This window comes from Rhizobium oryzihabitans, from assembly GCF_010669145.1.
In the GTDB taxonomy this organism is placed as follows: Bacteria; Pseudomonadota; Alphaproteobacteria; order Rhizobiales; family Rhizobiaceae; genus Agrobacterium; species Agrobacterium oryzihabitans.
Genome location: NZ_CP048632.1, coordinates 2,905,016 through 2,929,236 on the forward strand (window position 1 = coordinate 2,905,016; position 24,221 = coordinate 2,929,236).

The 24,221-nt window shown below is 61.1% G+C and carries 21 protein-coding genes; 9 read left to right on the top strand and 12 right to left on the bottom strand.

The window, feature by feature from the left end:
* Positions 1-17: 17 nt before the first annotated feature.
* Positions 18-983 carry an MBL fold metallo-hydrolase gene (locus G3A56_RS14655; protein WP_082182732.1) on the bottom strand — a complete coding sequence of 322 codons (966 nt, stop codon included), beginning with the start codon at positions 981-983 and terminating at the stop codon, positions 18-20.
* An 87-nt stretch (positions 984-1,070) separates the two neighbouring features.
* Here G3A56_RS14655 and G3A56_RS14660 point away from each other — a divergent pair, with 87 nt between their 5' ends.
* Positions 1,071-2,024 carry a LysR family transcriptional regulator gene (locus G3A56_RS14660; RefSeq protein ID WP_082182731.1) on the top strand — a complete coding sequence of 318 codons (954 nt, stop codon included), beginning with the start codon at positions 1,071-1,073 and terminating at the stop codon, positions 2,022-2,024.
* Here the strand turns inward: G3A56_RS14660 and G3A56_RS14665 are convergent.
* From G3A56_RS14665 to G3A56_RS14685, 5 genes are all read right to left on the bottom strand, one after another.
* The gene (locus tag G3A56_RS14665; protein ID WP_082184486.1) at positions 2,021-2,434 is read right to left on the bottom strand and encodes a GNAT family N-acetyltransferase; all 414 of its coding nucleotides are present in this window, start codon (positions 2,432-2,434) and stop codon (positions 2,021-2,023) included. The two genes, G3A56_RS14660 and G3A56_RS14665, sit on opposite strands and share 4 nt — an antisense overlap.
* Positions 2,435-2,521: 87 nt before the next feature.
* Positions 2,522-4,606: a hypothetical protein gene (locus tag G3A56_RS14670; RefSeq protein WP_082182730.1), complete on the bottom strand. Its 2,085-nt coding sequence runs from the start codon at positions 4,604-4,606 to the stop codon at positions 2,522-2,524.
* A gap of 1 nt (position 4,607) precedes the next feature.
* Positions 4,608-7,418 (bottom strand): DUF4159 domain-containing protein, encoded by a 2,811-nt coding sequence (locus G3A56_RS14675; protein WP_082182729.1) that lies wholly within the window; start codon positions 7,416-7,418, stop codon positions 4,608-4,610.
* Positions 7,415-8,329 carry a DUF58 domain-containing protein gene (locus G3A56_RS14680; RefSeq protein WP_035242117.1) on the bottom strand — a complete coding sequence of 305 codons (915 nt, stop codon included), beginning with the start codon at positions 8,327-8,329 and terminating at the stop codon, positions 7,415-7,417. The genes G3A56_RS14675 and G3A56_RS14680 overlap by 4 nt, the downstream gene beginning before the upstream one ends.
* Positions 8,330-8,421: 92 nt before the next feature.
* Entirely contained in the window at positions 8,422-9,432 is a 1,011-nt protein-coding gene (locus tag G3A56_RS14685; protein WP_082182728.1) for an AAA family ATPase, read from the bottom strand.
* A gap of 175 nt (positions 9,433-9,607) precedes the next feature.
* Here G3A56_RS14685 and G3A56_RS14690 point away from each other — a divergent pair, with 175 nt between their 5' ends.
* From G3A56_RS14690 to G3A56_RS14700, 3 genes are read left to right on the top strand one after another with little or no spacing between them, the layout of a single operon-like run.
* Complete coding sequence (locus G3A56_RS14690) at positions 9,608-10,237, top strand: DUF1285 domain-containing protein (protein ID WP_082182727.1); 630 nt, start codon at positions 9,608-9,610, stop codon at positions 10,235-10,237.
* Positions 10,234-10,872, top strand: coding sequence for an NUDIX hydrolase (locus tag G3A56_RS14695; RefSeq protein WP_164056483.1), 639 nt, complete (start codon positions 10,234-10,236; stop codon positions 10,870-10,872). Before G3A56_RS14690 ends, G3A56_RS14695 begins: the two co-directional genes overlap by 4 nt.
* Entirely contained in the window at positions 10,869-12,125 is a 1,257-nt protein-coding gene (locus G3A56_RS14700) for a CCA tRNA nucleotidyltransferase (RefSeq protein ID WP_082182726.1), read from the top strand. Before G3A56_RS14695 ends, G3A56_RS14700 begins: the two co-directional genes overlap by 4 nt.
* A gap of 26 nt (positions 12,126-12,151) precedes the next feature.
* Here G3A56_RS14700 and G3A56_RS14705 read toward each other — a convergent pair whose 3' ends face one another.
* The 3 genes from G3A56_RS14705 to hemF all read right to left on the bottom strand — a co-directional run bounded on the left by G3A56_RS14705 (position 12,152) and on the right by hemF (position 13,758).
* Positions 12,152-12,337 carry a DUF1059 domain-containing protein gene (locus tag G3A56_RS14705; RefSeq protein ID WP_003523091.1) on the bottom strand — a complete coding sequence of 62 codons (186 nt, stop codon included), beginning with the start codon at positions 12,335-12,337 and terminating at the stop codon, positions 12,152-12,154.
* A 120-nt stretch (positions 12,338-12,457) separates the two neighbouring features.
* Positions 12,458-12,724, bottom strand: coding sequence for a hypothetical protein (locus G3A56_RS14710; RefSeq protein ID WP_082182725.1), 267 nt, complete (start codon positions 12,722-12,724; stop codon positions 12,458-12,460).
* Positions 12,725-12,846: 122 nt separating this feature from the next.
* Entirely contained in the window at positions 12,847-13,758 is a 912-nt protein-coding gene (gene hemF, locus G3A56_RS14715) for an oxygen-dependent coproporphyrinogen oxidase (RefSeq protein ID WP_082182724.1), read from the bottom strand.
* 129 nt (positions 13,759-13,887) lie between these two features.
* On the opposite strand from hemF, the gene G3A56_RS14720 reads away from it, so the two are divergent.
* Positions 13,888-14,163 (top strand): hypothetical protein, encoded by a 276-nt coding sequence (locus G3A56_RS14720; protein WP_035242123.1) that lies wholly within the window; start codon positions 13,888-13,890, stop codon positions 14,161-14,163.
* Between the two features lie 101 nt (positions 14,164-14,264).
* On the opposite strand, the gene G3A56_RS14725 is transcribed toward G3A56_RS14720, so the two are convergent.
* The 3 genes from G3A56_RS14725 to G3A56_RS14735 form a co-directional block, all read right to left on the bottom strand.
* Positions 14,265-15,917 carry a Na/Pi cotransporter family protein gene (locus G3A56_RS14725; RefSeq protein ID WP_003494601.1) on the bottom strand — a complete coding sequence of 551 codons (1,653 nt, stop codon included), beginning with the start codon at positions 15,915-15,917 and terminating at the stop codon, positions 14,265-14,267.
* A 172-nt stretch (positions 15,918-16,089) separates the two neighbouring features.
* On the bottom strand, positions 16,090-16,563 hold the full coding sequence (locus tag G3A56_RS14730) for a tRNA (cytidine(34)-2'-O)-methyltransferase (RefSeq protein WP_082182723.1): 474 nt from the start codon (positions 16,561-16,563) through the stop codon (positions 16,090-16,092).
* 36 nt (positions 16,564-16,599) lie between these two features.
* Positions 16,600-16,824, bottom strand: coding sequence for a hypothetical protein (locus G3A56_RS14735; RefSeq protein ID WP_137067554.1), 225 nt, complete (start codon positions 16,822-16,824; stop codon positions 16,600-16,602).
* Between G3A56_RS14735 and G3A56_RS14740 the strand changes: the two genes are divergently transcribed.
* The 4 genes from G3A56_RS14740 to G3A56_RS14755 all read left to right on the top strand — a co-directional run bounded on the left by G3A56_RS14740 (position 16,798) and on the right by G3A56_RS14755 (position 24,217).
* Entirely contained in the window at positions 16,798-17,673 is an 876-nt protein-coding gene (locus tag G3A56_RS14740) for a phosphodiesterase (protein WP_082184484.1), read from the top strand. The genes G3A56_RS14735 and G3A56_RS14740 overlap by 27 nt on opposite strands.
* Before the next feature lie 383 nt (positions 17,674-18,056).
* Complete coding sequence (locus G3A56_RS14745; RefSeq protein WP_082182722.1) at positions 18,057-19,907, top strand: ABC transporter ATP-binding protein; 1,851 nt, start codon at positions 18,057-18,059, stop codon at positions 19,905-19,907.
* Between the two features lie 331 nt (positions 19,908-20,238).
* The gene (locus G3A56_RS14750) at positions 20,239-22,104 is read left to right on the top strand and encodes an ABC transporter ATP-binding protein (protein WP_082182721.1); all 1,866 of its coding nucleotides are present in this window, start codon (positions 20,239-20,241) and stop codon (positions 22,102-22,104) included.
* 199 nt (positions 22,105-22,303) lie between these two features.
* A complete protein-coding gene (locus G3A56_RS14755) occupies positions 22,304-24,217 on the top strand; it encodes a methyl-accepting chemotaxis protein (RefSeq protein ID WP_082182720.1) in 1,914 nt (637 codons plus the stop codon).
* The last annotated feature ends 4 nt before the right edge of the window (positions 24,218-24,221 follow it).

Consider the following 24,221-nt stretch of genomic DNA (forward strand, 5'->3'; position numbering starts at 1 on the left):
CCGTCCTGCTTTTTGCTCTATAGGGTCGTGTAGTTGACCGGCAGCCAATCGTAATTGGTGCTGTCGGTGCGCACATGGCCTATGCCGGGGAAGGCGATATGGGCGCCGGCCACCAGATATCTGCCTTCGACCGCCTGCCGGAATGCCAGATCGCGCGCAATGATGGCGGCGTTCTGGTCGACATCGAACTCGATGGCGACATCCGGCTCATCGAACTGGAGGATGTCGCCATGGGTGATATCGCCCCAGAAGACGATTTTTTCCCCTTCGCTTTCAACCACGATACCGCTATGGCCCGGTGTATGGCCGGCATAGAGGATTGAGCCAAGGCCGGGAACGGGTGTGGCATTATCCGCAAATGTCTGGAACTTCCCGGCGTCGATATAGGGCTGGACGCTTTCCTTAGCCTCGACATAACCCTTCTTCAGCGCTTCGGGTGCTGCTTTGGCCTTTGCCTCGTCAAGCCAGAAGGCGGCCTCGCGCTCGTTGACGTGCAGCGTCGCATTGGCAAATACACGTTTGCCCTCCGCTGACAGCCCACCGGAATGGTCAGTATGAATGTGGGTGAGAATAACGTCGTCTATATCGCCGGCCTTGTAGCCGGATGCTTCTATGTTGGCGACGAGCTTGCCGAGGGACGGGCCGAGATAGGTACCCGTTCCGGCATCGATGAGCACCAGCCTGTCTTCTATGTTGACGAGATAGGCATTGACGGAGGTGGGCGTCTGTTCTGGCAGGAAGGCATCCTGCAGGGCTTTACCCGCATGTTCCGGTGTTGTGTTGGTGTAGATTTTGGCAAGCGGCAGGGCGATGACGCCGTCCGACAAGGCCGTAACCTCCATCTTGCCGACCATCAGGCGATAAAAGCCGGGTGCCTGAGTGGCGGCGAGCGGTGCCCTGGCAAATGCGAGGGAGGGTGCAACGAAGGGGGCGGCGAAGATGGCGCTGGCGGCGCCTTTGAGAAGCGAGCGACGTGATGGCATTTTGAGCTCCTGAGTTTTGGGGAAGCCTTGAAAGTTTCCTAACTCCAGCTAAGTGTAGTGAGGCCAGCAATCAAATCGATGTGACTTATGCAAACTATCGATCATTTCAATCTCCGTTCCTTCGACCTCAATCTTCTCATCGCTTTCGATGCGATGATGGAGGAGATGAGCGTCACGCGGGCTGCACGCCGGCTCAAAATCCAGCAGCCGGCCATGAGCCACAATATTTCGACATTGCGGACCCTGTTTCAGGATGAGCTTTTCATTCGAGTGGGGCAGGAGATGAAACCGACGGCACGGGCCATCAATCTGGCCGGTCCCGTGAGGCTGGCCTTGCGGCAGGCGCAGGCAGCGGTTTTGACGGCGGATGTGTTCGATCCGGCGACGGAGCGCCGCACATTCCGGCTCGGAATGTCGAGCGAGGTGGAGCTGCTGCTGCTGCCGGATCTGACCGCGAGGCTGCGCGAGATTGCGCCCGGTATCCGCATCTTGGCGCGCAGCGGGCAGGAGCAGGAAATTACGGCGATGCTGGATACCGGCGTGATAGACATGGCTGTGGGGTGCACCTATTCGAAAGAGCAGCGCCACCATTGCGAGCCGCTTTATTCCTCCAGTGTGCTCTGCTGCTTCAATCCGGCTTTGCTTGATCTGCCAAATCCCGTCGGACTGGATGCCTATATGGAAGCCAAACATGCGGTCATATCGCAGACGGACAGCCTGCATGGCTGCATCAAGGATGCGTTGGAACTGACCGGCGTCGAGATCGACGTCGTCGCGGCTGCGCCGGATTTTCTCTCGGTTCTGGCAACGGCGCGATCCTCGGCGGTGCTGGCGACCGTGTCCTCACGCATCGCGCTGCGTTATGCGCCGATGCTCGGACTTGAGATAAGCCCGGTGCCGGTGACGTTGAAGTTCCCGCCCGTCGCCATGGTCTGGACATTGCAGACCGATGCGGATGCCGGAGCCGTGTGGCTTCGCCAGCAAATCCGCGACGCTATGGGCCGGACCGTTGATTGTGGCCTATCCGGGATCGCGGCCTAGAAGCGTTTCTCGAGCCATGTGATCGACTGGCCTGTGGAAAGCGGCGCAAGCGAGCCGATCTTCGTGAAACCGCAGCGTTCATAAAGCCGCAAGGCATCCGGGTTCATCGTGTCGATATAAGCGCCCATGCAGCCGCGTTTCTTGGCTTCCTCCTCCGCCATTGCCAGCAGCTTCGGGCCGGTGCCCTGGCCGCGCATCGCTTCCGGCACGAAAAGTAGCTGCACGTAAAGCCAGCCGCGAGCTGTATAGCCTACGAGGCCGCCGGTCACGGCGTTCTCGTCATCGCGGATGGTGATGGTGAGGTCGCGTTTGTCGCTTTGGCCGAAACGGGCGAGATTATAGGCCACCAGCGGATCGCGGATGGCCTTTTCAGCGTCTGCATCCGCGATATCGCTCAGAACGAAATTCATGATCATCTTTCCCGGGCCGCCAACGGCGGCCGTTTCTCGTTTTCCAATCCGAGACGTGAAAGCGCGTTACGCCCTCACCGGAAATTCTTACCGTCCCTCGCGCCACCACAGCGCGGAGAAGGCAAGCAGCAGGGCGGCCAGCCCGGCGAAACCGGCAAACAGCGGCAGGGTGTTGACACCTTTCAGCACCGTCTCGTCGGTCATGCGTATCAGCATGCGATCCTCATCGGCAACCCTGATATCGCCTCTGACAGGCAGGATATCGGGCAGTGCCACGCGGCCGGAATTATCGGCGACACGGTGCACGCTGCCTTTGGTGGCATCGGCCAGCGGTTTCAGCGTCTCGGCTGTCGAGATCATCGCCTTGAATTCCGGCGCATCCACTGCGCCGACATGGACGAGCGTGGTGAAATCGCCGTTCCTGATTTCGAAGAGGCCGGTTTCATCCATGCGGCGCTCGATCTTGTAAAGACCCGGCTCCGTGCTGGTGAAGGCCATGTTCTCGGTCTTGCCGGAAGGGAAACGCACGGTTGCCTGACCGGGATCGTCGCCGATGGTCTGGCGGGTGATCTGCAAGGTGCGGCCGTTTGCCCGCGCCGTCAGCGCCTCTTCCTCAAGCTCCGGTTCCTTCATCAGCCAGTGGGCGATGCGGCGGTAAAGCGCCACATGCGGGCCGCCGCCTTCGAAACCGCGCGCCCACAGCCAGCCCTGATCTGACAGCAGCATGGCGACGCGGCCTTCGCCCTGACGGTTCAGCACCAGCAGAGGGTCCTGCCCGTCGCCCAGCATCACGGTCTGGCCCTGCGGCGGGTCGACACTGATGGTGCGGAACCAGCGGCCCCATTGTGGTGGCTCGACGCCCGATCCATCCAGCCCGCGGGTCACGGGGTGTTTCTTGCCGGCTTCCGAAAGGCGGGGGTAAAAGGCGGCCTGATGCACCTGACCCGTCGGCTGCGCCGGCAGCACGGAGGCGAGCGGCGTCATGGCGATCGAATCCTGACCGGCATGTTCCGGCCCGGCGGCGATCAAAAGCGCGCCGCCCTTTTCGACATATTGAGCGATGTAATCGTAATAGAGGATCGGCAGTACGCCGCGATGCTGGTAGCGGTCGAAGATGATGAGGTCGAAATCCTCGATCTTTTCGACGAACAATTCACGGGTTGGGAAGGCTATCAGCGAGAGTTCGTTGATCGGCGTGCCATCCTGTTTTTCCGGCGGCCGCAGAATGGTGAAATGCACCAGATCGACCGAGGCGTCGGATTTCAGGAGGTTGCGCCATGCGCGCTCGCCCGCATGCGGCTCCCCGGAGACCAGAAGCACGCGCAGGTTCTGGCGGATGCCTTCGATCAGGTGAACCGCGCGGTTGTTGGCCGCCGTCACTTCGCCGGGAAGCTCGGCGACGGAAAATTCCATGACATTGTTGCCGCCACGCGGAACCTTGAAGTTGAAGGGGGTCGGCTGGCCAGGCGTGGCTTGAAGCGTGGCGATTTCCTGCCCGTTCATCTTCACCGTCACTTCCGCCGAACCACCGCCTGCGGGGCGACCATCATCGAAGACGCGCAGCGTCAGCTGCTGTTCCTCATTGACGATGCCGAAGCGCGGGGCGCGGACGATTTCGATACGGCGGTCGAATTCATCGGCCTTGCCGGTGATCAGGCCATGCACGGGCGCGCGGAAGCCCAGCGCCTGTTCGGCATTGGGCAGCGCATTTGGAATATCGTGAATCTGGCCGTCGCTGAGGAAAATCGCGCCGCCGACACGAGAGGGTGAAACATCCGAGACGGCGGAGGAAAGGGCCGAGAACAGCTGCGTCGAGGGTGAATCGCTCTCGCCATTGTCGCGCACTTCCACGATGCGCGGCTCGATACGCGGGAAGCGGGACAGCCGGTCTTTCAGCGTCTCCAGCGCCGTATCGGTCATTTGCGGCCGATCCTGCACGTCCTGGCTCTGCGAACGGTCGACGATGACGGGAACGATGGTGGAGAGCGGCTCGCGCTCCTCCTGCGTCAGAAGCGGATTGGCGATGGCAGCCAACAAAGCGGCGAGCGCCAGCCCGCGCAGCCATGCGCCGCGCACGCCGCGCCACAGGCCGATGAAGGAGAGGAGAAGGGCGGCGAAGGCCAGAACGGCGATAACGATCCACGGCAGGAATGGGGAGAAGGTTAATGTCATGTCACTGCCCCAGCCGTTCGAGAAGTGCGGGGACGTGAACCTGATCGGCCTTGTAGTTGCCGGTCAGCATATACATCATGATGTTGACGCCAGAGCGGAAGGCATGCTCGCGCTGCATCTCGTCCGGCGGCACCGTTGGCAGGACCGGCGCACCCTGCGGATCGACGGCCCATGCGCCGGCAAAATCATTGCCTGTTATCATGATCGGCGTCACGCCATCGCCGGAGGAGGAGAGGCCGGATGTGGTCTTGGCCGCCCCCTGGCGCGATTCCACCCAGAGCGGCGAGCCGTTGTAACGGCCGGGAAAATTGGTGAGCAGGTAGAAGGACCGCGTCAGGACGTGGTCTTCCGGCACGGGCTCCAGCGGTGGTATATCGATATTGGCGAGGATCGCCTGCAGGCGTTCGCCGTTAGGGCTGGTCGCACCGGTGTCGAGCGAAGAGAACTGGTCGCGCGTATCGAACAGCACGGTGCCGCCGGCGCGCATATAGGCGTCGATGCGCGAGATGGCGGCGCTCGACGGCATGGGGGCTGAGGCCGACACAGGCCAGTAGATGATCGGGTAAAAGGACAATTCGTCCTTGGAAATATCGAGGCCGACCGGTTGGCCGGGCTCCAGCGTCGTGCGCCAGGTCAGGAATTCGCTGAGGCCCTGCAGACCCTGCTCTGAAATGCGGTCGACATCGTCTTCGCCGGTGCGGACATAGGCGAGATGGGTCGTGTCCAGCCGCTCGAAAATCTGCTCGTCGCCGGGTTTCGGATCGTCGGCGCGCGCATCCGTTGGGGACATCGCGGCAAAGGCGCCAAGCGCCAACAGCACGGTGGCAGCGGTGGCGCTGCGGGCTTTCGGCAGGCGGGCGAAGGCGCCGTTCATGAAGAGCACGATGAGGCTGTCTGCGATCAGCATCAGGAAGGCGGCGATGAAGAGCGCGGGGCGCAGCGATTTCGCCGTTTCGCCGATCAGCGCTTCGCTGGTGGTATTGACACCGGCGACCGATGTGTCGAGCGGGCGAAGCGTGGCGCCAGCCGGCAAAAGATTGAGAGCCACGAAGCCATCCTCAGTGCCATAAAGGCCGGGGGGATTGTCGAAACCGGTGCGGGGCGGCTGACCGGCGCGCATTTCCAGCGGGCGGGCAGAGCCGATTTCGGCCGACAGGGCGCCTTCAGCCGTCAGCAGCCGGAAGGGCGGCAGGGCGGCGGCCGGAGCATTCGCGGCGGCGGAAGCGCCGCCCGCCTTCGACAATTGCACGATACGGCGCAGCATATCGACAAAATGGCCTGATATCGGCAGATCGGACCAGCTTGCCTCGGCGCTGACATGGAAGAGCACGATGCGGCCGGCCTCAACATTGCGGGTGGTGACGAGCGGCGTGCCGTCGGCAAGGCTTGCCCAGGTGCGCTCAGCCAGGTCCGGCGTCGGCTCGGCCAGAACCTGACGCTTGACAAGGACGCCATCGGCCTTCGGCATGCCGGCGAAAGCGCCGAAATTCGGGAAATCGGCAAGCGGCTGCGGCTCGGCCCAGGAGAGCGCGCCGCCAAGCGCGCGTTCGCCCTGTCTGAGTGTTACAGGCACCAGCGGGTCATCGGCTGGGGCTGCGGCAAGGCGCGGTCCGGCAAAACGGATCAGCGTACCGCCACCGGCCAGCCAGCGCTGCATCGGTTCATAGGTTTCCTGCGGCAGACGTCCGATATCGGCCATGACGATGACCGACGGGTTGGATTGCAGGATTTCCGGGATCGCCTGCGCCAGATCGGCCTGCCGCTGCGGGATGAGATCGGCAAACGGCTGAAGCGCGCGGCTGATATAATAAAGCGGCTGCAGCAGCGGCTGGAAATCATTGCCGGTTTCACCGGCGAGCAGGGCCACGCGGCGGCGGCGGAAACCGTCATCCAGAAGATGCACCGCACCCGCCGTCGACACTCCTTCGAGGGAGAGGCGGGCGAAATCATTGCGCAGTTCGAAAGGTGCTTCCACCGTTGCCGTGGTTTCGGCCGCGCCGGGCGCGAAGTTCGCGATGCCGTTGGCGAGGATGCGGCCCTGGCTGTCTTGCGCATTGACGGTCAGCCGGGCGGCTTCCGTTGTGTCGAGCCGCGAGAGCGTGACGCTCATCGCATCGGCATTGTTGGTGGCGCCGGTAATGGCGGCGATGGATTTTCCGTCACCCTTGACGATGCGGAATTCGGCAGGGGAGAGGCTGGCGAGCGTTCTCATCGCGTTTTCATCCTGCGCGGTGGCAACGCCGTCGGCAATATAGGCGAGCGTGCCGGGGGCCGCGCCGTTCAGCGCCTCGGTGATCGCTTCGGCCGTGCGCACGCGGTCGGGCACAAGCGGCTTCGGCTTGGCGGCGGCAAGCTTGTCCAGCGCCACTGCGGTCGTTGCCGGCACGGCGTCATGTTCGACATCGGCGGTGAAGCTGATGGAGACGGGGCGGTCGGCCCTTTCCGCATCGCCGATCAGGGCCTGCGCCGTTGCCACGCGTCGCTCCCAATCGGTTGCGGAGGCCCAGCTATTATCGACCACGAGCACCAGCGGGCCGGTGCCGGCAATGCTGTTATTGCGCGGGTTCACCACGGGGTCAGCAAGCGCAAAAATGACGGCAGCGGCCAGCGCCATGCGCAGCAATGTCAGCCACCACGGGCTTTTGGAGGGCGTTTCCTCGCGCTTCAGCACAGTTGCCAGAATTTTCAGCGGCGGAAACACTTCCGCCTTGGGGCGCGGCGGGGTGAGCCGCAGCAGCCACCAGATGGCGGGCAGCGCCAGAAGGCCGAAGAGAATATAAGGGCTGGTGAAAACGAAGGGCAATGCGCTCATCGACGGCCACCGCCTTGCGCGGGCGCGCCGGACAAATACATGTGAACGGCGACGAGCGCCTCGGAGGCGAGATGATCGGTGCGGTGGAACACGAAGTTCCAGCCGAGACGGCGCAGGGACGAAGACAGCGCCTCACGCCTTGCGAGATAGGCGCGGGTGTAATCCTCGCGAATGGTTTCGGCGCGGCCGGAGACGAGCTTTTCGCCGGTTTCCGGATCGGTGAATTCGGTGCGGCCGGAATAGGGGAAGGTTTCCTCGGCCGGGTCGGCGATTTCTACCACATGGCCGCGTAAGCCCCGCCGCGCGAGCGGCGAAATCCGCTCCATCACATTTTTCGCATCATCGAGAAAATCACCGATGAGGACGATATCGCTTGCACCGCGGATCATGCCCGTTTCCGGCATGCCTGTCGTGAGCGGCGCGTGCATGATGGCGGCGGCCAGACGTTCGGCGGCGTTTCTGGCCGAGACCGGCTCCATGATGCCCGGACAACCGATGCGCTCGCCAGAGCGCGCCAGGATTTCGGCCAGCGCCAGCATCAGCACCAATGCGCGGCTTTCCTTTGAGACCGAGCCAAGCGTGGATTTGAACATCATCGACGGCGACATGTCGGCCCAGAGCCAGATGGTGTGGGCGGCTTCCCATTCGCGGTCACGCACATAGGTATGGTCGTCGCGGGCCGAGCGCCGCCAGTCGATGCGCGAGAGGCTCTCGCCTTCGGCATAGGGGCGGAACTGCCAGAAATTCTCGCCGATGCCGCGCTTGCGGCGGCCGTGCCAGCCGGCGGTAACGGTATTGGCGATGCGCTTTGCCTCGACCATGCAGTCCGGCACCAGGGCGGCACGCTGGCGCGCGCGCGCCAGAACTTCGCTACCCGGCGTCTTGTCTACGATCTGGCCGATGGATGCCACATGCACTCCTTTCGCGACGCTCTTCTGGTTTTACGCATGTCCTTGTCCCAAAACTGCTCACATTTTTGGAAGACATGCTCCGGGCCGTCTTTTTAGTTCTTCGCCTGCTCCACGAGGGCTGCGATGACATCGCGCACCGACATGCCTTCGGCGCGGGCCGCGAATGTCAGCGCCATGCGGTGTTCCAGCACGGGCTCCGCCAGCGCGTAGACATCGTCGAGCGACGGCGCGAGCCTGCCTTCGTAAAGCGCACGGGCGCGTGCCGTCAGCATCAGTGACTGGCCGGCGCGGGGACCCGGTCCCCAGACAACGTGTTTGTCGGTCAATTTGTTGCCATGGCCGGGGCGGGCGGAGCGCACGAGTGACAGAATGGCGTCCACAACCTTGTCGCTGACCGGCATCTGGCGAATGAGCGCCTGGATTTCCATCATACGCTCCGCGTCGATCACCTTGCGTGCCTCACCCGATGCGATACCGGTGGTGTCGAGCAGGATCTGGCGTTCGGCGGCAAGCTCGGGATAGTCGACATCCACCTGCAGCAGGAAGCGGTCGAGCTGGGCTTCGGGCAGCGGATAGGTGCCTTCCTGCTCCAGCGGGTTCTGGGTGGCAAGGACGTGGAAGGGTTTCGGCAGCTCATAATGCTGGCCGGCCATGGTGATGTGGTATTCCTGCATGGCCTGCAAGAGCGCGGACTGCGTGCGCGGGCTGGCGCGGTTGATTTCGTCGGCCATCAGCAATTGCGCGAAAACCGGACCCTTGATGAAGCGGAACGAGCGACGCCCGTTTTCATCCTGATCCATGACTTCGGAGCCGAGAATATCGGACGGCATGAGGTCCGGCGTGAACTGGATACGGTTGGCATCGAGGCCGAGAACCGTTCCAAGCGTGGTGACCAGTTTGGTCTTGGCAAGGCCGGGAACGCCGACGAGCAGCGCATGGCCGCCCGACAGGATGGCGAGAAGCGTGTTCTGCACCACTTTTTCCTGGCCGAAGATGACCTTGGACACCTCCGCGCGGATGGCTGCAATATCCGAAAGCGCCTTTTCGGCCGAGGCGACGATGGCTTTTTCGTCGAGGGTTTCGCCGGTATTCATCACGCCCATGTCGCTCTCCTCATACCTTCGCCGCTCTCTGATCCCCACCCGGGTGCTGCTGGTTATCAGCCGGGACGGATTTTGCGCTGCATATAGCTTATTGCTCTCTTGGCCGCTGACAAGCGCCATTCGAATGACTATGTCGTGACTTAGTATTTCCTTATCGGCAAAGCGAGACTCGAATATGGCAGCGGAGACGATAAATTCGGCAGGCGATGCGGCGGGGCTGGCGGCGATGATTTCCCGCGCTGCCGAACAGACCGGCGACGCCAAGCGCGGACCGGCTCCGGTGGATCGCTGGAATCCGCCCTTTTGCGGCGATCTCGACATGGAAATCCGCGCCGACGGCACCTGGTTTTACCTCGGTACGCCCATCGGTCGGGCACCGCTGGTGCGGCTGTTTTCGACGGTTCTGCGCAAGGACGAGGACGGCAGGACCTATCTCGTAACTCCTGTGGAAAAAGTCGGCATCCGGGTGGTCGATGCACCTTTCGTGGCCGTCGAGATGAAGGTAACTGCGGCAGAAAAGGATGGCGAGCCGCTGCTCACCTTCCGCACCAATGTCGGCGATGTCGTGGAGGCGGGGCCCGAGCACCCGCTGCGGTTCGAAATTTTCGGTGAGAACCGCGAATTGAAACCCTATCTTCTGGTGCGCGGCAGGCTGGAAGCGCTCGTTTCGCGGGCGGTGATGTATGATCTCGCAGCACTCGGCGAAGTGATCGAAGTGGACGGCGTCGATATGTTCGCCCTGCGCTCCGGCGGGATTGTCTTTCCCGTGATGCCCGCCAATGAACTGGAACGTCTTTCGCAATGACCATGACGACAACAGATTTCAAGGCTTTCACCGCTGCCGATTTCCGCCGCCGGGTACTGCAGGATGGCGAGGGCGTGGCAGAGCGGGAGAATGGCGACCATGTGCTCAATCCGGGCGTGGTTCTCTCGGGAAACGGCATAAGGCTGAAGGATGCCGCCGTATTGGTGCCTGTCATCGACGACGGTAAAGAAGCGCGGGTGATCTTCACCCAGCGCACCGCAACCCTGCGCAAACATTCCGGCCAGATTTCCTTTCCGGGCGGCGGCATCGATGCCGAAGACCGCACACCGGAAGAGGCGGCGCTGCGCGAGACTGAAGAGGAGATCGGCCTCTCGCGATCTTTCGTCGAAACGGTCGGGCGTCTGCCGGATTATATTTCCGGGACGGGCTTTCGCATAAAGCCGGTGCTGTCGGTCGTTCGCCCCGGTTTCGATCTGACGCTCAATCCAACGGAAGTGGATGAGGTTTTCGAGGTGCCGCTGTCTTTCCTGATGGACCCGGCCAATCACGGGCGCGGCAGCCGCATCTTTCAGGGGAAGGAGCGGTTTTTCTACGAAATGCCCTATGGCGAGCGCTACATTTGGGGCATTACGGCGGGCATCGTCAGGACGATTTACGAGAGGTTTTATTCATGAGCAGCCTTGCCGGGCGGGACTGGTTCGAAAAACCGGCGCTGAAGCGCATATTCGCGCTTCTCAATGCCGATGGCGGCGAGGTGCGGATCGTCGGCGGTGCCGTGCGCAATGCGCTGATGGAACAGCCGGTCGTCGATGTCGACATGGCGACGACGCTCACACCCGATGTGGTGGTGGAGCGGGCGAAGGCGGCGGGCATCAAGTCGGTGCCAACAGGCATCGAACACGGCACGGTGACGCTGGTGATCGATGGCGAAGGTTTCGAGGTGACGACGCTGCGCCGCGATGTCGAAACCAATGGCCGCCACGCGCAGGTCGCCTTCGGCACCGACTGGCAAACCGATGCGGAGCGGCGTGACCTCACCATCAACGCGCTTTACGCCGACGAGAAGGGCGAGATCATCGACCTTATCGATGGTTTGCCAGACATTGAAACCGGCACGGTGCGCTTCATCGGCGATGCGGCGATGCGGATTTCGGAAGATTATTTGCGAATCCTTCGGTTTTTCCGGTTTTTTGCCCATTATGGTTCAGGCCGCCCTGATGCAGACGGCTTGCGCGCCAGTGCACGGGCGAAGGACAAACTTGCGACGCTTTCGGCCGAGCGGGTCTGGAGCGAACTGAAAAAGCTGCTTGCCGCCCGCGACCCCTCCCGCGCGCTTCTATGGATGCGGCAATCGGGCGTTCTGACGGAAATTCTTCCCGAAACGGAAAAATGGGGCATCGATGCCATTCACGGGCTGGTGGCGACGGAACAGGCTCTCGGCTGGGTGGTGGATCCGATGTTGCGGCTCGCAGCCATCGTGCCGCCGGACAGGGACAGGCTCGCGGCCCTTGCTGCGCGGCTGCGGCTGTCCAAGGCCGAAGCTGCATATCTGGCGCAATGGGCGTCCGCCCCCGCGATCGATCCCGAAATGAAGGAGACGGCGCTTGACCGGCTGCTTTACCGGCAGGGCGTTGAAGGTGTGAAGACGCGGCTTAGACTGGCACTTGCTTCGGCCCGGGCCGACATTTCCGCTGGTGATGCGGCGATGCAGAAGGTGGCGCGGCTTTCGACGCTGTTGACGAGAGCGGAAAAATTCCACAAGCCCGGTTTTCCGCTGAGCGGCGCGGATGTAATGGCCGCCGGTGTCGAGGCGGGTCCCAAAGTGGGCGAGGTGCTGAAAAGCCTTGAGGAAAAGTGGATCGACGTCAACTTTTCACTGGACCGGGCAGCACTGACCGCCCGGCTGAAGGATATGCTGGAGAATTGAGATCGCAGCGATGAAGGCATTGCGGCTCAGGCCGCATTCGCCTCGTCGCGGATGCGGGATTTGATATTTTCGATCATGTTCTCGCGGATGACGGTTTCGCCGTGGGCCGATCGCATATGCTCCACGGTGCGGCGCACGACTTCCGCGTCGTCGTCCGCGCGGGTGTGCCAGGCGCAGCCGGGCACAAGCGTTCCACATTCAAACAGTCTCATGGTCTTGCCTCCCTGTTTTAGACAGAGGGACAGCGTGCGAATGCCTGCTGTCCCTCTGACAAGAAACGAACGTTCGCCGCTTATGTTCCAGAGCGGCGTCCGCCGACCCTAATACGGGCCCTATTCGGGCATCGCCCAGCACTGGAAAACAGAGGATGTGCCGGCTGCCGGGATTTTTGTACGAGGCATTTCGTCATTGTCGGCGCGCTTCACCGTTTTTCCGGCAAGCGTGCGTTTTACCTGTTCGACATAAAAGGAATGCGGCAGTTCGCGATCACCCGTGGCACGCATTTCTGCGGCCAGGCGGTCGATCAGATCAGGGGTATCGATGGAATGCGGAGCCTCCTCGGCGGAAGCAGATATAGGCATGCTGTTCGAAGTAATCATGACGATAGCTCCTCCAGTACGTCTGCGGGAGGAGACTACCATTGCCTTGATTTTTCCATAAGTCCTAATTTGCGCTATTTGCGACGAAATGGCTGACGAGCGTCAAATTTGCGTGAGGTTTTTTAAGGCCAGCGCACCACGGGCGGCAGGGAGGACAGGATCGATTCGACGTTGCCGCCGGTCTTGAGGCCGAAGATCGTACCGCGATCGTAAAGCAGGTTGAATTCCACGTAACGGCCGCGGCGGATGAGCTGCTCGTCGCGATCCTCTTCCGTCCAGGGCTGGTTGAAATTGGCGCGGACGATTTTCGGGTAGACCAGATTAAAGGCGCGGCCGACATCCTGCACGAAGGCGAAATTGGCGTCCCAGCCGCCTTTCTCTTCCTCCGGGTGCAGCCAGTCGAAAAAGATGCCGCCGGTGCCGCGCGGTTCGTTACGGTGCTTCAGGAAGAAATAATCGTCGCACCATGCCTTGTAGCGCGGATAATCGGCGACCGGATGGCGGTTGCAGGTGATCTGGAAGGCGCGGTGGAAAAGCTGGGTGTCCGGGTCCTGTTCGTCACGTCTGCGCCCCAGCACCGGCGTCAGATCCGCGCCGCCGCCGAACCAGTGGCTGGTGGTGACGACCATGCGGGTGTTCATGTGCACCGCCGGCACATTGGGATTGACGGGGTGGGCGATCAGCGAAATGCCCGAGGCCCAGAAACGCGGGTCTTCTTCCGCTCCCGGTATCTGCTTGCGGAATTCCGGCGAGAATTCGCCATAGACGGTGGAAGTGTGCACGCCGACCTTTTCGAAGACACGGCCTTCCATCATCGACATCTTGCCGCCGCCGCCCTCGCCATTGTCGCGCAGCCAGTCCTTCTGGACGAATCGTCCGGGCTCCTGGTCGGACAGAGGGCCGGTCAGATCGTTTTCGAGGGTTTCGAAGGAGATGACGATGGTGTCGCGCAGATGCTGGAACCAGGCTTGGGCAACGGCCTTCTTGTCTTCGATGTCCTCGGGCAAGCCCTTCGGCAAGATTGGCCGTTCCATGCATAGTCTCCTTGGGTGAAGTCGATTCCCTGTCGCGTCTAGCAGGTGCCGGCTTCATGCACAAATTCGACTCGCCAAGTTCACATGCGGACACTATCTTTAGCGATGTAGGTGCCAGAGGTGAATATCATGACGAAATTTGCCGGACCGCCGCCCCTTGACGGGCTGAAGCGCAGGATCGCCAATCACCGCAAGGCGCGTGAAGGCTCAGGCGGCGACCAGACGCGCAATGGCATGTTCGTGCGGCAGACCTTCTGTCTTGGCCGTGAAGAGGCCCGCGCCAAGGCGCGCGAATGGTTCGACAGCTTCCCGAAAGCCGCCTACTGGACGGAAGTGGAAAGCTGGCGGCAGCTGGAAGGCGACCGCATCGAATTCACCATGCGGCGGCTTCCTTCCGCCGATTGAGTTTTAGAGCGTCTTCGCTGTTCTTCGAATGGCGAAAACGCTCCAACTCTTTGTTTGTCGTATTTCCGGACGGAAAACGGACCACTTTTCCTGGAAATGCTCTAGGCGCGCGGTTCTGCGTAACGCAGGCGGCTTTCGATCAGCACGCCGCTTTCATCCAGAATGGGGTGGGCGACTGAGACGATATGGGCGTTGATGCGCTTCAGATCCCTGAGCATGTCGAGATGCAGCGAACTGGTCTGCATGCTTTCCGTCAGGCCGTCGCGCAGCCGCTCCAGGTGGCGGTTGGAGGACTGTTTTTCGAGGCGGCGTATATCCACCTTGCTTTCCATCAGCCGGCGGGCAAGATCGAAATCGCCGGTCACCAGAATGCTCTGGGCGGCCCGCAGGTTTTCGATTGTCATGTCGAACAGCGTCTTCAGCTCCTCATAACCGTCGTCGGAAAATTTGAAGCTGTTCAGCACCTTCTTGCGGATCTGCTCGCAAATGCCTTTTTCGATGATGTCGCCGATGTGCTCGAGATTGATCGCGTAATCGATGATGGCGATCGAACGGCGCGCTTCTTCGTCGGCAAGCCCCTTTCGCCCCAGTTGCGAAAGATAGACCTTCACCTCCTGCTGGCGGCGATCGACCTTCTTTTCGAGCAGGGAAACTTCCTGAAGGGGCGCCAGATCATTGTGCTTGAAGGCGTTTTCGGCGCGGATCAGCATGCGTTCGATGCTGTCGCCGACGCTCAAGACCTCACGGGTGGCATTGGCAAGCGCTACTACCGGCATATCAAGCGCCTGCTGGTCGAGGAAATTCGGGCCGTCTTCGGTTTTCGGATCGCCCGGTACCAGCTTGGCCATCAGATCGGATATGAGGCCGGAGAAGGGCCAGGCCAGCGCCGCCAGAATGACGTTGAAGATGAGATGCGCATCAACAGGCAATTTGGCCGGCGAAAGCGGCAATTGCTGCAGCATCGCCGCGCCGTAGGAGGCGAGGGGCATGGCGATAAGGCAGCCGATGGTGCGCACGACAAGGTTGCCGATGGTGATGCGCCGCGCCGAGGCGGGGCCGGAGAGCGTGGCGATGACGGGCGGAATGGCGCCGCCGAGATTGGCGCCGAGAATGAGAACGATGATGAGGCCGGCGGAAAGCGTGCCGGTTGCGGCCAGCGACAGGATAAGCACCACGACGGCGAGGCTGGAGGAAGACACGAAGGCCAGCACGGCGGAGAAGATCAACGCGACGGGCCACGCGCCATCAAGCAGGCCGATGAAGACGCCGAGAGCGGGCGAGGCGCGCATCGGTTCGGTCGCGCCGCTCAAGAGATGCAGCGACAGAAGCATCAGGCCGATGCCGATGACCGCGGTTCCGCCGCCCTGTCTCGCATTGGAGCTGCCTTTTTTAAGCACGATGCCCGACAGGATCAGAAGCGGCGACAGCCATTCCACACCGGCGGCGACAATCCAGGCCGTGACGGCAGTGCCGACATTGGCGCCAAGCAGCACGACCTGCGCCATGCGCGGCCTGATGAGATCGCGTTCGGCGAAGGAGGCGACGGTGAGTGCCGTCGCCGTCGAGCTTTGCAGCGCGACGGTGGCGAAAAAGCCGGAAAAGAAGGAACGCGGCCCGTTCTGGGTGCCGGTCGCCAGCACGCTTCGCAGTTTCATGCCGAAGGCGCGGGTCACCCCGTCCTTGACCTGGGCAAGACCAAAGAGCAGCAGCGCGACTGCGCCGAGAAGGTTGACGATGACAATGGTGGATTGCATGCGACGTCTCCTCACACCCGCCGGCGGATGGTTCCGGCGAGGGCGATTTTTGTTGTCCGGCTAATAAGTATAGGAGCCTGAACGCCTTCGGTACAGGCCGGGTTGCGACAGTTTTGAAGCAAAAACGGTCAATTTTTGTATTTGCACGAAAAAATGGCGTTAAAAAAGGCGCTCACGACCATACGGTCTGGCGGAGGGCCTCGCCGGTGATCATTGCCGCCGACATGGCGACGTTGATGGAACGCTGCCCTGTCATCATCGGGATGATGATTCGCTCCTGCGCCTTCTCATGCACATGGTCGGGCACACCCGCACTTTCACGGCCGAAAAGCAGGATATCATCGCCGCGATAGGCGATCTGCGTATAGGGCAGGGCGGCCTTGGTGGAGGCGAGAATGAGGCGGCGGCCGGTGGTTGCGCGCCATTCCTCGAAGCGGTCCCAGCTGACGTGGCGCGTCAGCGCCGCCGCCGCAATGTAGTCCATGCCCGCCCGTTTCAGGTTGCGGTCGGAAATATCGAAGCCGGCCGGTTCGATGATATCGACGCCGAGACCGAGACAGGCCGCCAGCCGCAGGATGGTGCCGGTATTGCCGGGAATATCGGGCTGATAAAGGGCGATCCTGATGTTGGGCCTGGTCTCTTGCATGGTTTTCTCGTCGCAATTGGAATGTCGGACCGATTATCACGGGCAGGCGGTGCGCGACAGATGCAGCATGAAAACGCCGGTTCGACGCGCTTCGCACAACGGATATTCATTCGCGTGACACACAGGCAGGCTACCCATTAACCAATGTGTCATCAGGCTGATCGGAACGTTCGCTTGGGCCGTGATGGCGTTATCGAGCCGGATTTCTGCGCGCCGCAAAAACAGGAAGATATCATGTCCGAACGGGTGAATTTCGTCCATCTGACCGATCTGCATATTGGCAATCCGCAGGTGCAGGATGATGATCTTTATTCCGATACGTCGGCCACGCTGTCTGCGACACTTGCGCAAATCAAGGCGCTTGTGCCGCCGCCCGAATTCATCGTCGTCAGCGGCGACCTGACCAATCGGGGCGATGCCGGCAGCTATGAGGAGCTGAAGCGGTTGATGGCCGAGGCGGAACTGGATGTCCCGGTGCTTTTTGCGCTCGGCAATCATGACCGCCGCGACGGATTTTATCCCGTGATGCTCGGCCGTCATGAGGATCTGGATGAACCTTACGACCATGCGGAGGTTGTCGCCGGCATTCATATCATCGTCATGGACACCAGCGTTCCCGGTAAAGTCGGCGGGGCTTTCGAACCCGGGCAGATCGAGTGGCTTGAGGAGGAACTCGAAAACCATCCTGACCTGCCGAAGCTTCTGGTGATGCACCATGCGCCGGCGCTCGATTTTGATCGTGCCGACGCAGAGTGGGAATCTCTTTCCTTCGTCGACACCGAGGCTCTGGACGAGGTGCTGTTTGAATACGATGTCATGGGCATCCTGGCGGGTCACATCCACTATGACCGCATGGCTCACTGGCAGGGCATCCCCGTCGTCGTCGGCATCGGCCAGCATTTCGCCACCGATCCGCTGTGGCTGCATGAGGGTGTGCGCATGTTGTCCGGCGCGTCTTTCGTCATCGGCACGCTGCGAGATACGGGGCTGAGCGTCACTTTCGCACCGCAGCCCAGCGATCGCCGGGAACTGAAGCGCCACACGCAGGATGCCATGGCCGAACTGATCGCAGAGTATGAAGAGGGGCAAGCGCAGGACGCTGCCGAGTAGGTCAATCTACCCGCATATTTCGGCCGGCGGGGACCTTGCATGGCAATCTCCGCCCGTCGAGCTTCGTCGGTCGCATTCTGGCGTTTTTCTGGCGCATCTGGTATCTTTCCGGCTGGTCAACGATTAATTTTTACGCTACAAGGCCACATCTTCAACACCAGCTAGGGAGGTTCTCATGCAAAATGACATTCGTATTCACCTCCCGGCCCCAGTAGTGCTGCTGCTGGCCTAGGTGTTACTCCGCGGTTCGACCGCGTTTCCCATACTTCGATTCGTCATGTGGCTGTCACGGCCATATCCAAAGACTTTTCCGTTCCGTCGTGAGCCATATTTGTGTTTGCTCACTTTTCACGATGGGGCGATTGATTGCCGGAGCTTGGCCTATGTTTGGCTGGTTTGAAAAACGCCTTGATCCTTTTCCCTCTTCGACGCCGTCCGTGCCGCCGAAGACGCTTTTGCCGTTCCTGTGGCATTATGTGAAGCCCGCATGGCCATGGCTGCTGCTGCTCGGCCTGATGTCCATGGGTATCGCGGTTGCGGAAGCCATGCTCTACAAATTCCTCGGCAACATCGTCGACTGGCTTTCCACGGCCAATCGCGAGACGTTTTTTGCCGATGAGGGCTGGCATCTGATCGTCATGGCCGGACTGGTGCTGATCGTGCTGCCCTTGATGGGTGCGGTCCATACCATGACCATGCACCAGACGCTTGCCGGCAATTTCGGCATGATCGCACGCTGGAAGATGCATCGCTTCCTGCTGCGCCACTCCATGAACTTTTTCGCCAACGAGTTTGCGGGCCGGGTTTCGACCAAGGTGATGCAGACGGCGCTGGCGATCCGCGAAGTGGCGCTGAAGGTGATCGACGTCTTCGTCTACGCCATCAGCTTCGTCGTCTCGATGCTGTTCATGGTTGCAGCGGCCGACTGGCGGCTGGTCATTCCGCTCCTGGCGTGGCTCGGCATCTATATGTGCATTCTCGCCTATTTCGTGCCGAAACTCGGCCGGCTGGCGCAGGAGCAGGCCGATGCGCGCTCGATGATGACGGGGCGTATCGTCGACAGCTACACCAACATCTCGACGATCAAGCTGTTTTCGCATGCGGGGCGTGAGGAAAGATATGCGCGTGAGGGCATGAATGTGTTTCTTGGAACCGTTCACCGCCAGATGCGCAAGATTTCCGGCTTCAACATCCTGATCGACCTCAACAACGCCGTGGTTCTGTTTTCCACGGCAGCACTTGGTCTCTATTTCTGGATGCAGGGTTCGGTCACGGCCGGCTCGGTTGCCATCGCCATCAGCCTTGCCATGCGCGTCAACGGCATGTCGCAGTGGATCATGTGGGAAGTCACCTCGCTGTTCGAAAATATCGGCACGGTCTATGACGGCATGTCGATGATGACGAAGCCGCACGATATCGTCGATGTCGCGAAGGCTCCGGAGCTTGCTGCACCCCAGGGCGCCATCCGTTACGACAACGTCCGCTTCCACTACGGCAAGAATAAGGGCGTGATCGACGGGCTGACGCTCGACATCAAGCCGGGCGAGAAGGTCGGTCTGGTCGGGCGTTCGGGTGCGGGCAAGACGACGCTGATGAACCTGCTTCTGCGCTTCTATGATCTGGAGGCGGGCAGGATTACCATCGACGGGCAGGACATCTCCAAGGTGTCGCAGGACAGCCTGCGCGAGCTGATCGGCGTGGTGACGCAGGATACGTCGCTGCTGCACCGTTCGATCCGCGACAACATCGCCTATGGCCATCCCGAGGCTACGGACGAGCAGGTGATCGCGGCGGCGAAGCGGGCGAATGCCTGGGACTTCATCGAAACGCTTGTCGACATGCATGGTCGGCAGGGCCTCGATGCGCAGGTTGGCGAACGCGGCGTGAAGCTTTCCGGCGGTCAGCGTCAGCGCATCGCGATTGCGCGTGTGTTCCTCAAGAATGCGCCGATTCTGGTGCTGGACGAGGCGACCTCGGCGCTTGACAGTGAAGTCGAGGCGGCGATCCAGGAGAACCTGTTCTCGCTGATGGAAGGCAAGACGGTGATTGCGATCGCCCACCGCCTGTCGACGCTGACCGAAATGGACCGGCTCATCATCCTCGACAAGGGCCAGATCGTGGAATCGGGCAGCCATGCGGAACTGGCGGCGATGGGCGGCATCTATGCCGATCTCTGGCGTCGCCAGTCCGGCGGCTTCATCGCCGACCATGAGGCGGAAGTGGCCGCGGAGTAAGGAAAGCGTGAGGGCGGGGTATTCCCCGCCCTTTTCGTTAAGGGGTTAAAGCCTCTCTCCCGTCATGCCGGCCTTGAGCCGGCATCCAGCCATGGCGCGTCTGCGCCGCGAGAAGAATCTTTTGCGATCAAGGACTTGATCACGCTGGACCCCGGATCCAGTCCGGGGTGACGGTGTGAGGATACTGCCGATGCGTAAAATATCGATAGGTTGATTTAAGGACGGGGAACATTTCCCGCCCTTTATCATTCCCCCAACGTTACCGAAATATAATCTCTTCCCCAAGGCTCAGCGGCTGTTCCCCCAACGGGAATCCGCCTATATCCGGATCATGGTCATTACGCGCATCTTCGAGTTCTTCGAGAACTGGATTAAGCCCTTCGCCCGAAAGGACGACCTGCGGCCGCCTGAAAGCACATTCGCCTTCATCTGGTTCTATATCTCCCAGGCCAAGGCGCCGTTTTTTGCGATGCTGGTGCTGGGCGGGCTGACGGCCGCCATTGAGGCGGCGCTGTTCTGGTTCGTCGGGCGGCTGGTGGATATTCTCTCGACCGTGAAGCCGGATGAAGGCTGGGCCGGGTTGCTTGCCGCCCATGGCGGCGAGCTGGTCGGCATGCTGGTATTGATCGGCGTCGTGCGCTTCATCGTCGCGATGATCACGGCACTGGTGGATCAGCAGATCATCACGCCCGGCTTTTACAATCTGGTGCGCTGGCAATCCTACATGCATGTGGCGCGGCAATCGCTGACCTTTTTCCAGAATGATTTTTCCGGCCGTATCGTCACCAAGGTCTGGTCGGGCGGGCAGGCGGCAGGCGATCTCGTCACCTCGCTGATGGAAAGCGTCTGGTTCGTCGGCATCTACTCCGTCTCGATGCTGTTTCTGATCGGTGGTCTGGACTGGCGACTGGCGGTCGTCGTCCTCGTCTGGGTGTTGATCTTTTCGCTACTGGCGCGCTACTTCGTACCGCGCATCCGCTACCACTCGAAAGAAACGGCAGAGGCCGCCTCCATGCTTTCCGGCCGCATGGTGGATGCCTACAGCAATATCCAGACACTCAGGCTGTTCGGCCGCGACGATGCCAACGACCGCTACATGCGGCAGGGCTTCGATATCTTCCAGAACGCGACGATGACGTTCACGCGCTTCATTACCGGCGTGCGCGCCTCCATGGCGCTGCTATCGGGCGTAATGATCACGTCGATGGCGGCGCTGTGCATCGATCTTTGGCTGTCGGGCAAGATCAGTTCCGGCGCGGTCGCCTTCACGCTGGCGCTGGTCCTACGCCTCAATTTTCTGCTCGGACGGTTGATGACGCAGTTTAACGGCATCATGCGCAATTTCGGCACGGTGCAGAATGCGGCGGAGCTGATTTCACAGCCGATCGGCCTCGTCGATGCGCCGGATGCGACGGCGCTTGTCGTGAAGAGGCCGAGCATCCGCTTTGAAAACGTCAGCTTCCATTACGGGCGGGCGAATGGCGTCATCGATCATCTCAATCTCGATATCAAGGCTGGAGAAAAGGTCGGCATCGTCGGGCGCTCCGGCGCGGGCAAATCCACGCTCGTCAATCTGCTCCTGCGTTTTTACGATGTCGAAAAAGGCCGTATCCTGATCGACGGGCAGGATATTGCCAGGGTGACCCAGGAATCGCTGCGCGCTCATATCGGCATGGTCACGCAGGATACGTCGCTGCTGCATCGTTCCATCCGCGACAACATCATGTTCGGCCGCACGGATGCCACCGAAGCGCAATTGCTGGAGGCGACGCGCCGGGCCAAGGCGGATGATTTCATCACAAGGCTGGTGGACCAGCGCGGCCGCTTAGGCTTCGACGCGCATGTCGGCGAACGCGGTGTGAAACTGTCCGGGGGCCAGCGGCAGCGCATTGCCATCGCCCGCGTGATGCTGAAGGACGCCCCGATCCTCGTGCTCGATGAGGCGACTTCTGCGCTCGATTCGGAGGTAGAAGCGGCGATCCAGAGCAATCTGGATGAATTGATGCAGGGCAAGACGGTGCTGGCCATCGCCCACCGGCTCTCGACCATCGCTGCTCTCGACCGGCTGATCGTCATGGATCAGGGCCGCATCGTCGAACAGGGTAACCACTCCGATCTCGTCTCGCAGGGTGGCCTTTATTCGGAGCTTTGGGCACGACAGTCGGGCGGTTTTCTTGCAGCCGATGAGACCGTTTAAGGTCGGGCCGGGGCGCGACTAGCCGATCCTGAATGTCGCAAATATAAAATCACTGGTTGCTAATATCTTATATTTATTCGGCTATCGATCGATTTACTCAACCCAAAATTTATAATGGGACGGTAAGCACTTGTTTATCGGTGCATGCAAAAAAAAGTCCGCGGGAGGAATCGCGTTCATTTTTTGTGGATCGGAAACAATGCATCTTTTCAGAATTCGTATTCTTCTGCCGGCATTGTTCGGCATCACCGTCCTCTTCTCCGTCGCCCAGGGGATTGCGAGCATGCGTTCCGTCGCAGAGATGGAGCAGCAGGCCAGCAATATCGTTCGGCGGATGGAGCGGTCGCTCATTGTCGCCGATCTGGGTGACAGGCTTAACGATATTCGCCGCAACTATCTGGCGGTCATGAACGCGGCGTCCCCCGAGGCGCGAAACGCTCTTTTTCAACGGATACTGAAATCGCAGGAGGAGCGCGCGCAGGCATTCGACGCCTATGCTGCGGGCCTGCAGATTCCGTCCGTCATTGAAAAATTCCAGCGCCTGAATGGTATCGTCAAGAACTACGAGACGATGGGTGCGGAGCTGAAAAAAAACCTCGTTGCCGGTGATACGGACGCTGCCAAGGGTCTGATCGGGCGTATGACGCCTGTCGGCAACAGTGCAGGCGCTTTGCTGAAAGAAATAATTGAGGAGAACCGTCAGCGCGGCCTGGCAGACCAGCAGGCGGCGGAAGCCGCGGGTGACTTCGCCTTCATCATGTCGCTTGGCGGCATGCTTGTGGCTGCCGCTGTCGCGCTCGGTGCAGCACTCTTCAGTTTCCTGCGCATCTCGCGTCCGATCAACGACATCACCCGCGCCATGAACGGGCTGGCAGCAGGCGAGAATGAGAGCGCCATTCCGCATTCCGGCCGCAAGGACGAGATCGGCGAAATGGCCGCGGCTGTTGCCGTCTTCCGGGACAATGCCGTCGAGCGCGAACGGCTGGAGCGTGAAACTGAGGCCAATCGCACTCTCAGCGAGCGGGAACGGATCGAACACGAAGCACAGAAGGCGCGCGAGGCGGAGGAGGTCCGTTTCGCGGTCGAAAATATCGGCGCCGGGCTGAAGAAGTTGTCGCAGGGCGATATGACCTGCCGTCTCGACGTCGCCTTTGCCGAGCGGCTGGACGGTTTGCGCGGCGATTTCAACGAATCCGTCGCCACGCTGCAGGCGGCGCTGCGTTCGGTCGGCGAAAACGCGAAGGTCATCGATGCCGGTGCGGGCGAAATCCTGGCGGCGGCAGGCGATCTTTCCCGCCGTACGGAGCAGCAGGCCTCTTCGGTCGAGGAAACCGCGGCAGCGCTCGAGGAAGTGACGACCGCCGTAAAGGATTCGGCCCATCGCGCCGCCGAGGCCGGGCGTATCGTGGAGCGGGCGCGCGAAAGCGCTGAAATGTCCGGCCAGATCGTGACGCGCACGGTAATGGCGGTGCAGGGCATTGAAAAATCCGCGAACGAGATCAGCAATATCATCAGCGTCATCGACGAGATTGCCTTCCAGACCAATCTTCTCGCCTTGAACGCGGGTGTCGAGGCCGCCCGCGCAGGTGACGCCGGCAAGGGTTTCGCCGTCGTGGCGCAGGAGGTGCGCGAACTGGCGCAGCGTTCGGCCAATGCCGCCAAGGAGATCAAGATCCTGATTAACCGTTCCGGTGAGCAGGTGCGCGAGGGTGTCTCGCTTGTCGGCAAGACCGGTGAGGTTCTCGCGGGCATCGTGGACGAGGTGCGGGAGATCAACCGCCACGTCGCCTCCATCGTCATCTCCACGCGCGAACAGTCGACCGGGCTTTCGGAAATCAGCTCGGCAGTGAACCTGATGGATCAGGGCACCCAGAAAAACGCGGCGATGGTGGAGCAGACAACGGCGGCCAGCGGCAGCCTTGCGTCGCAGGCAAGTGCACTCAACGGTCTGCTTTCGCAATTCATATTGAAGGAAGCGGGGGACGCCGTTCTTCTGGCCGGCCCTTCGTCCGTCCCGCAGCCTTCACCGGCGCGTGCCATGGGTCAAAAAATCGCGGCGGCCTTCGGTGGCGGGCGACAGGCGGCTTCGGCGCGGGAGTGGGCGGAATTCTGATCGC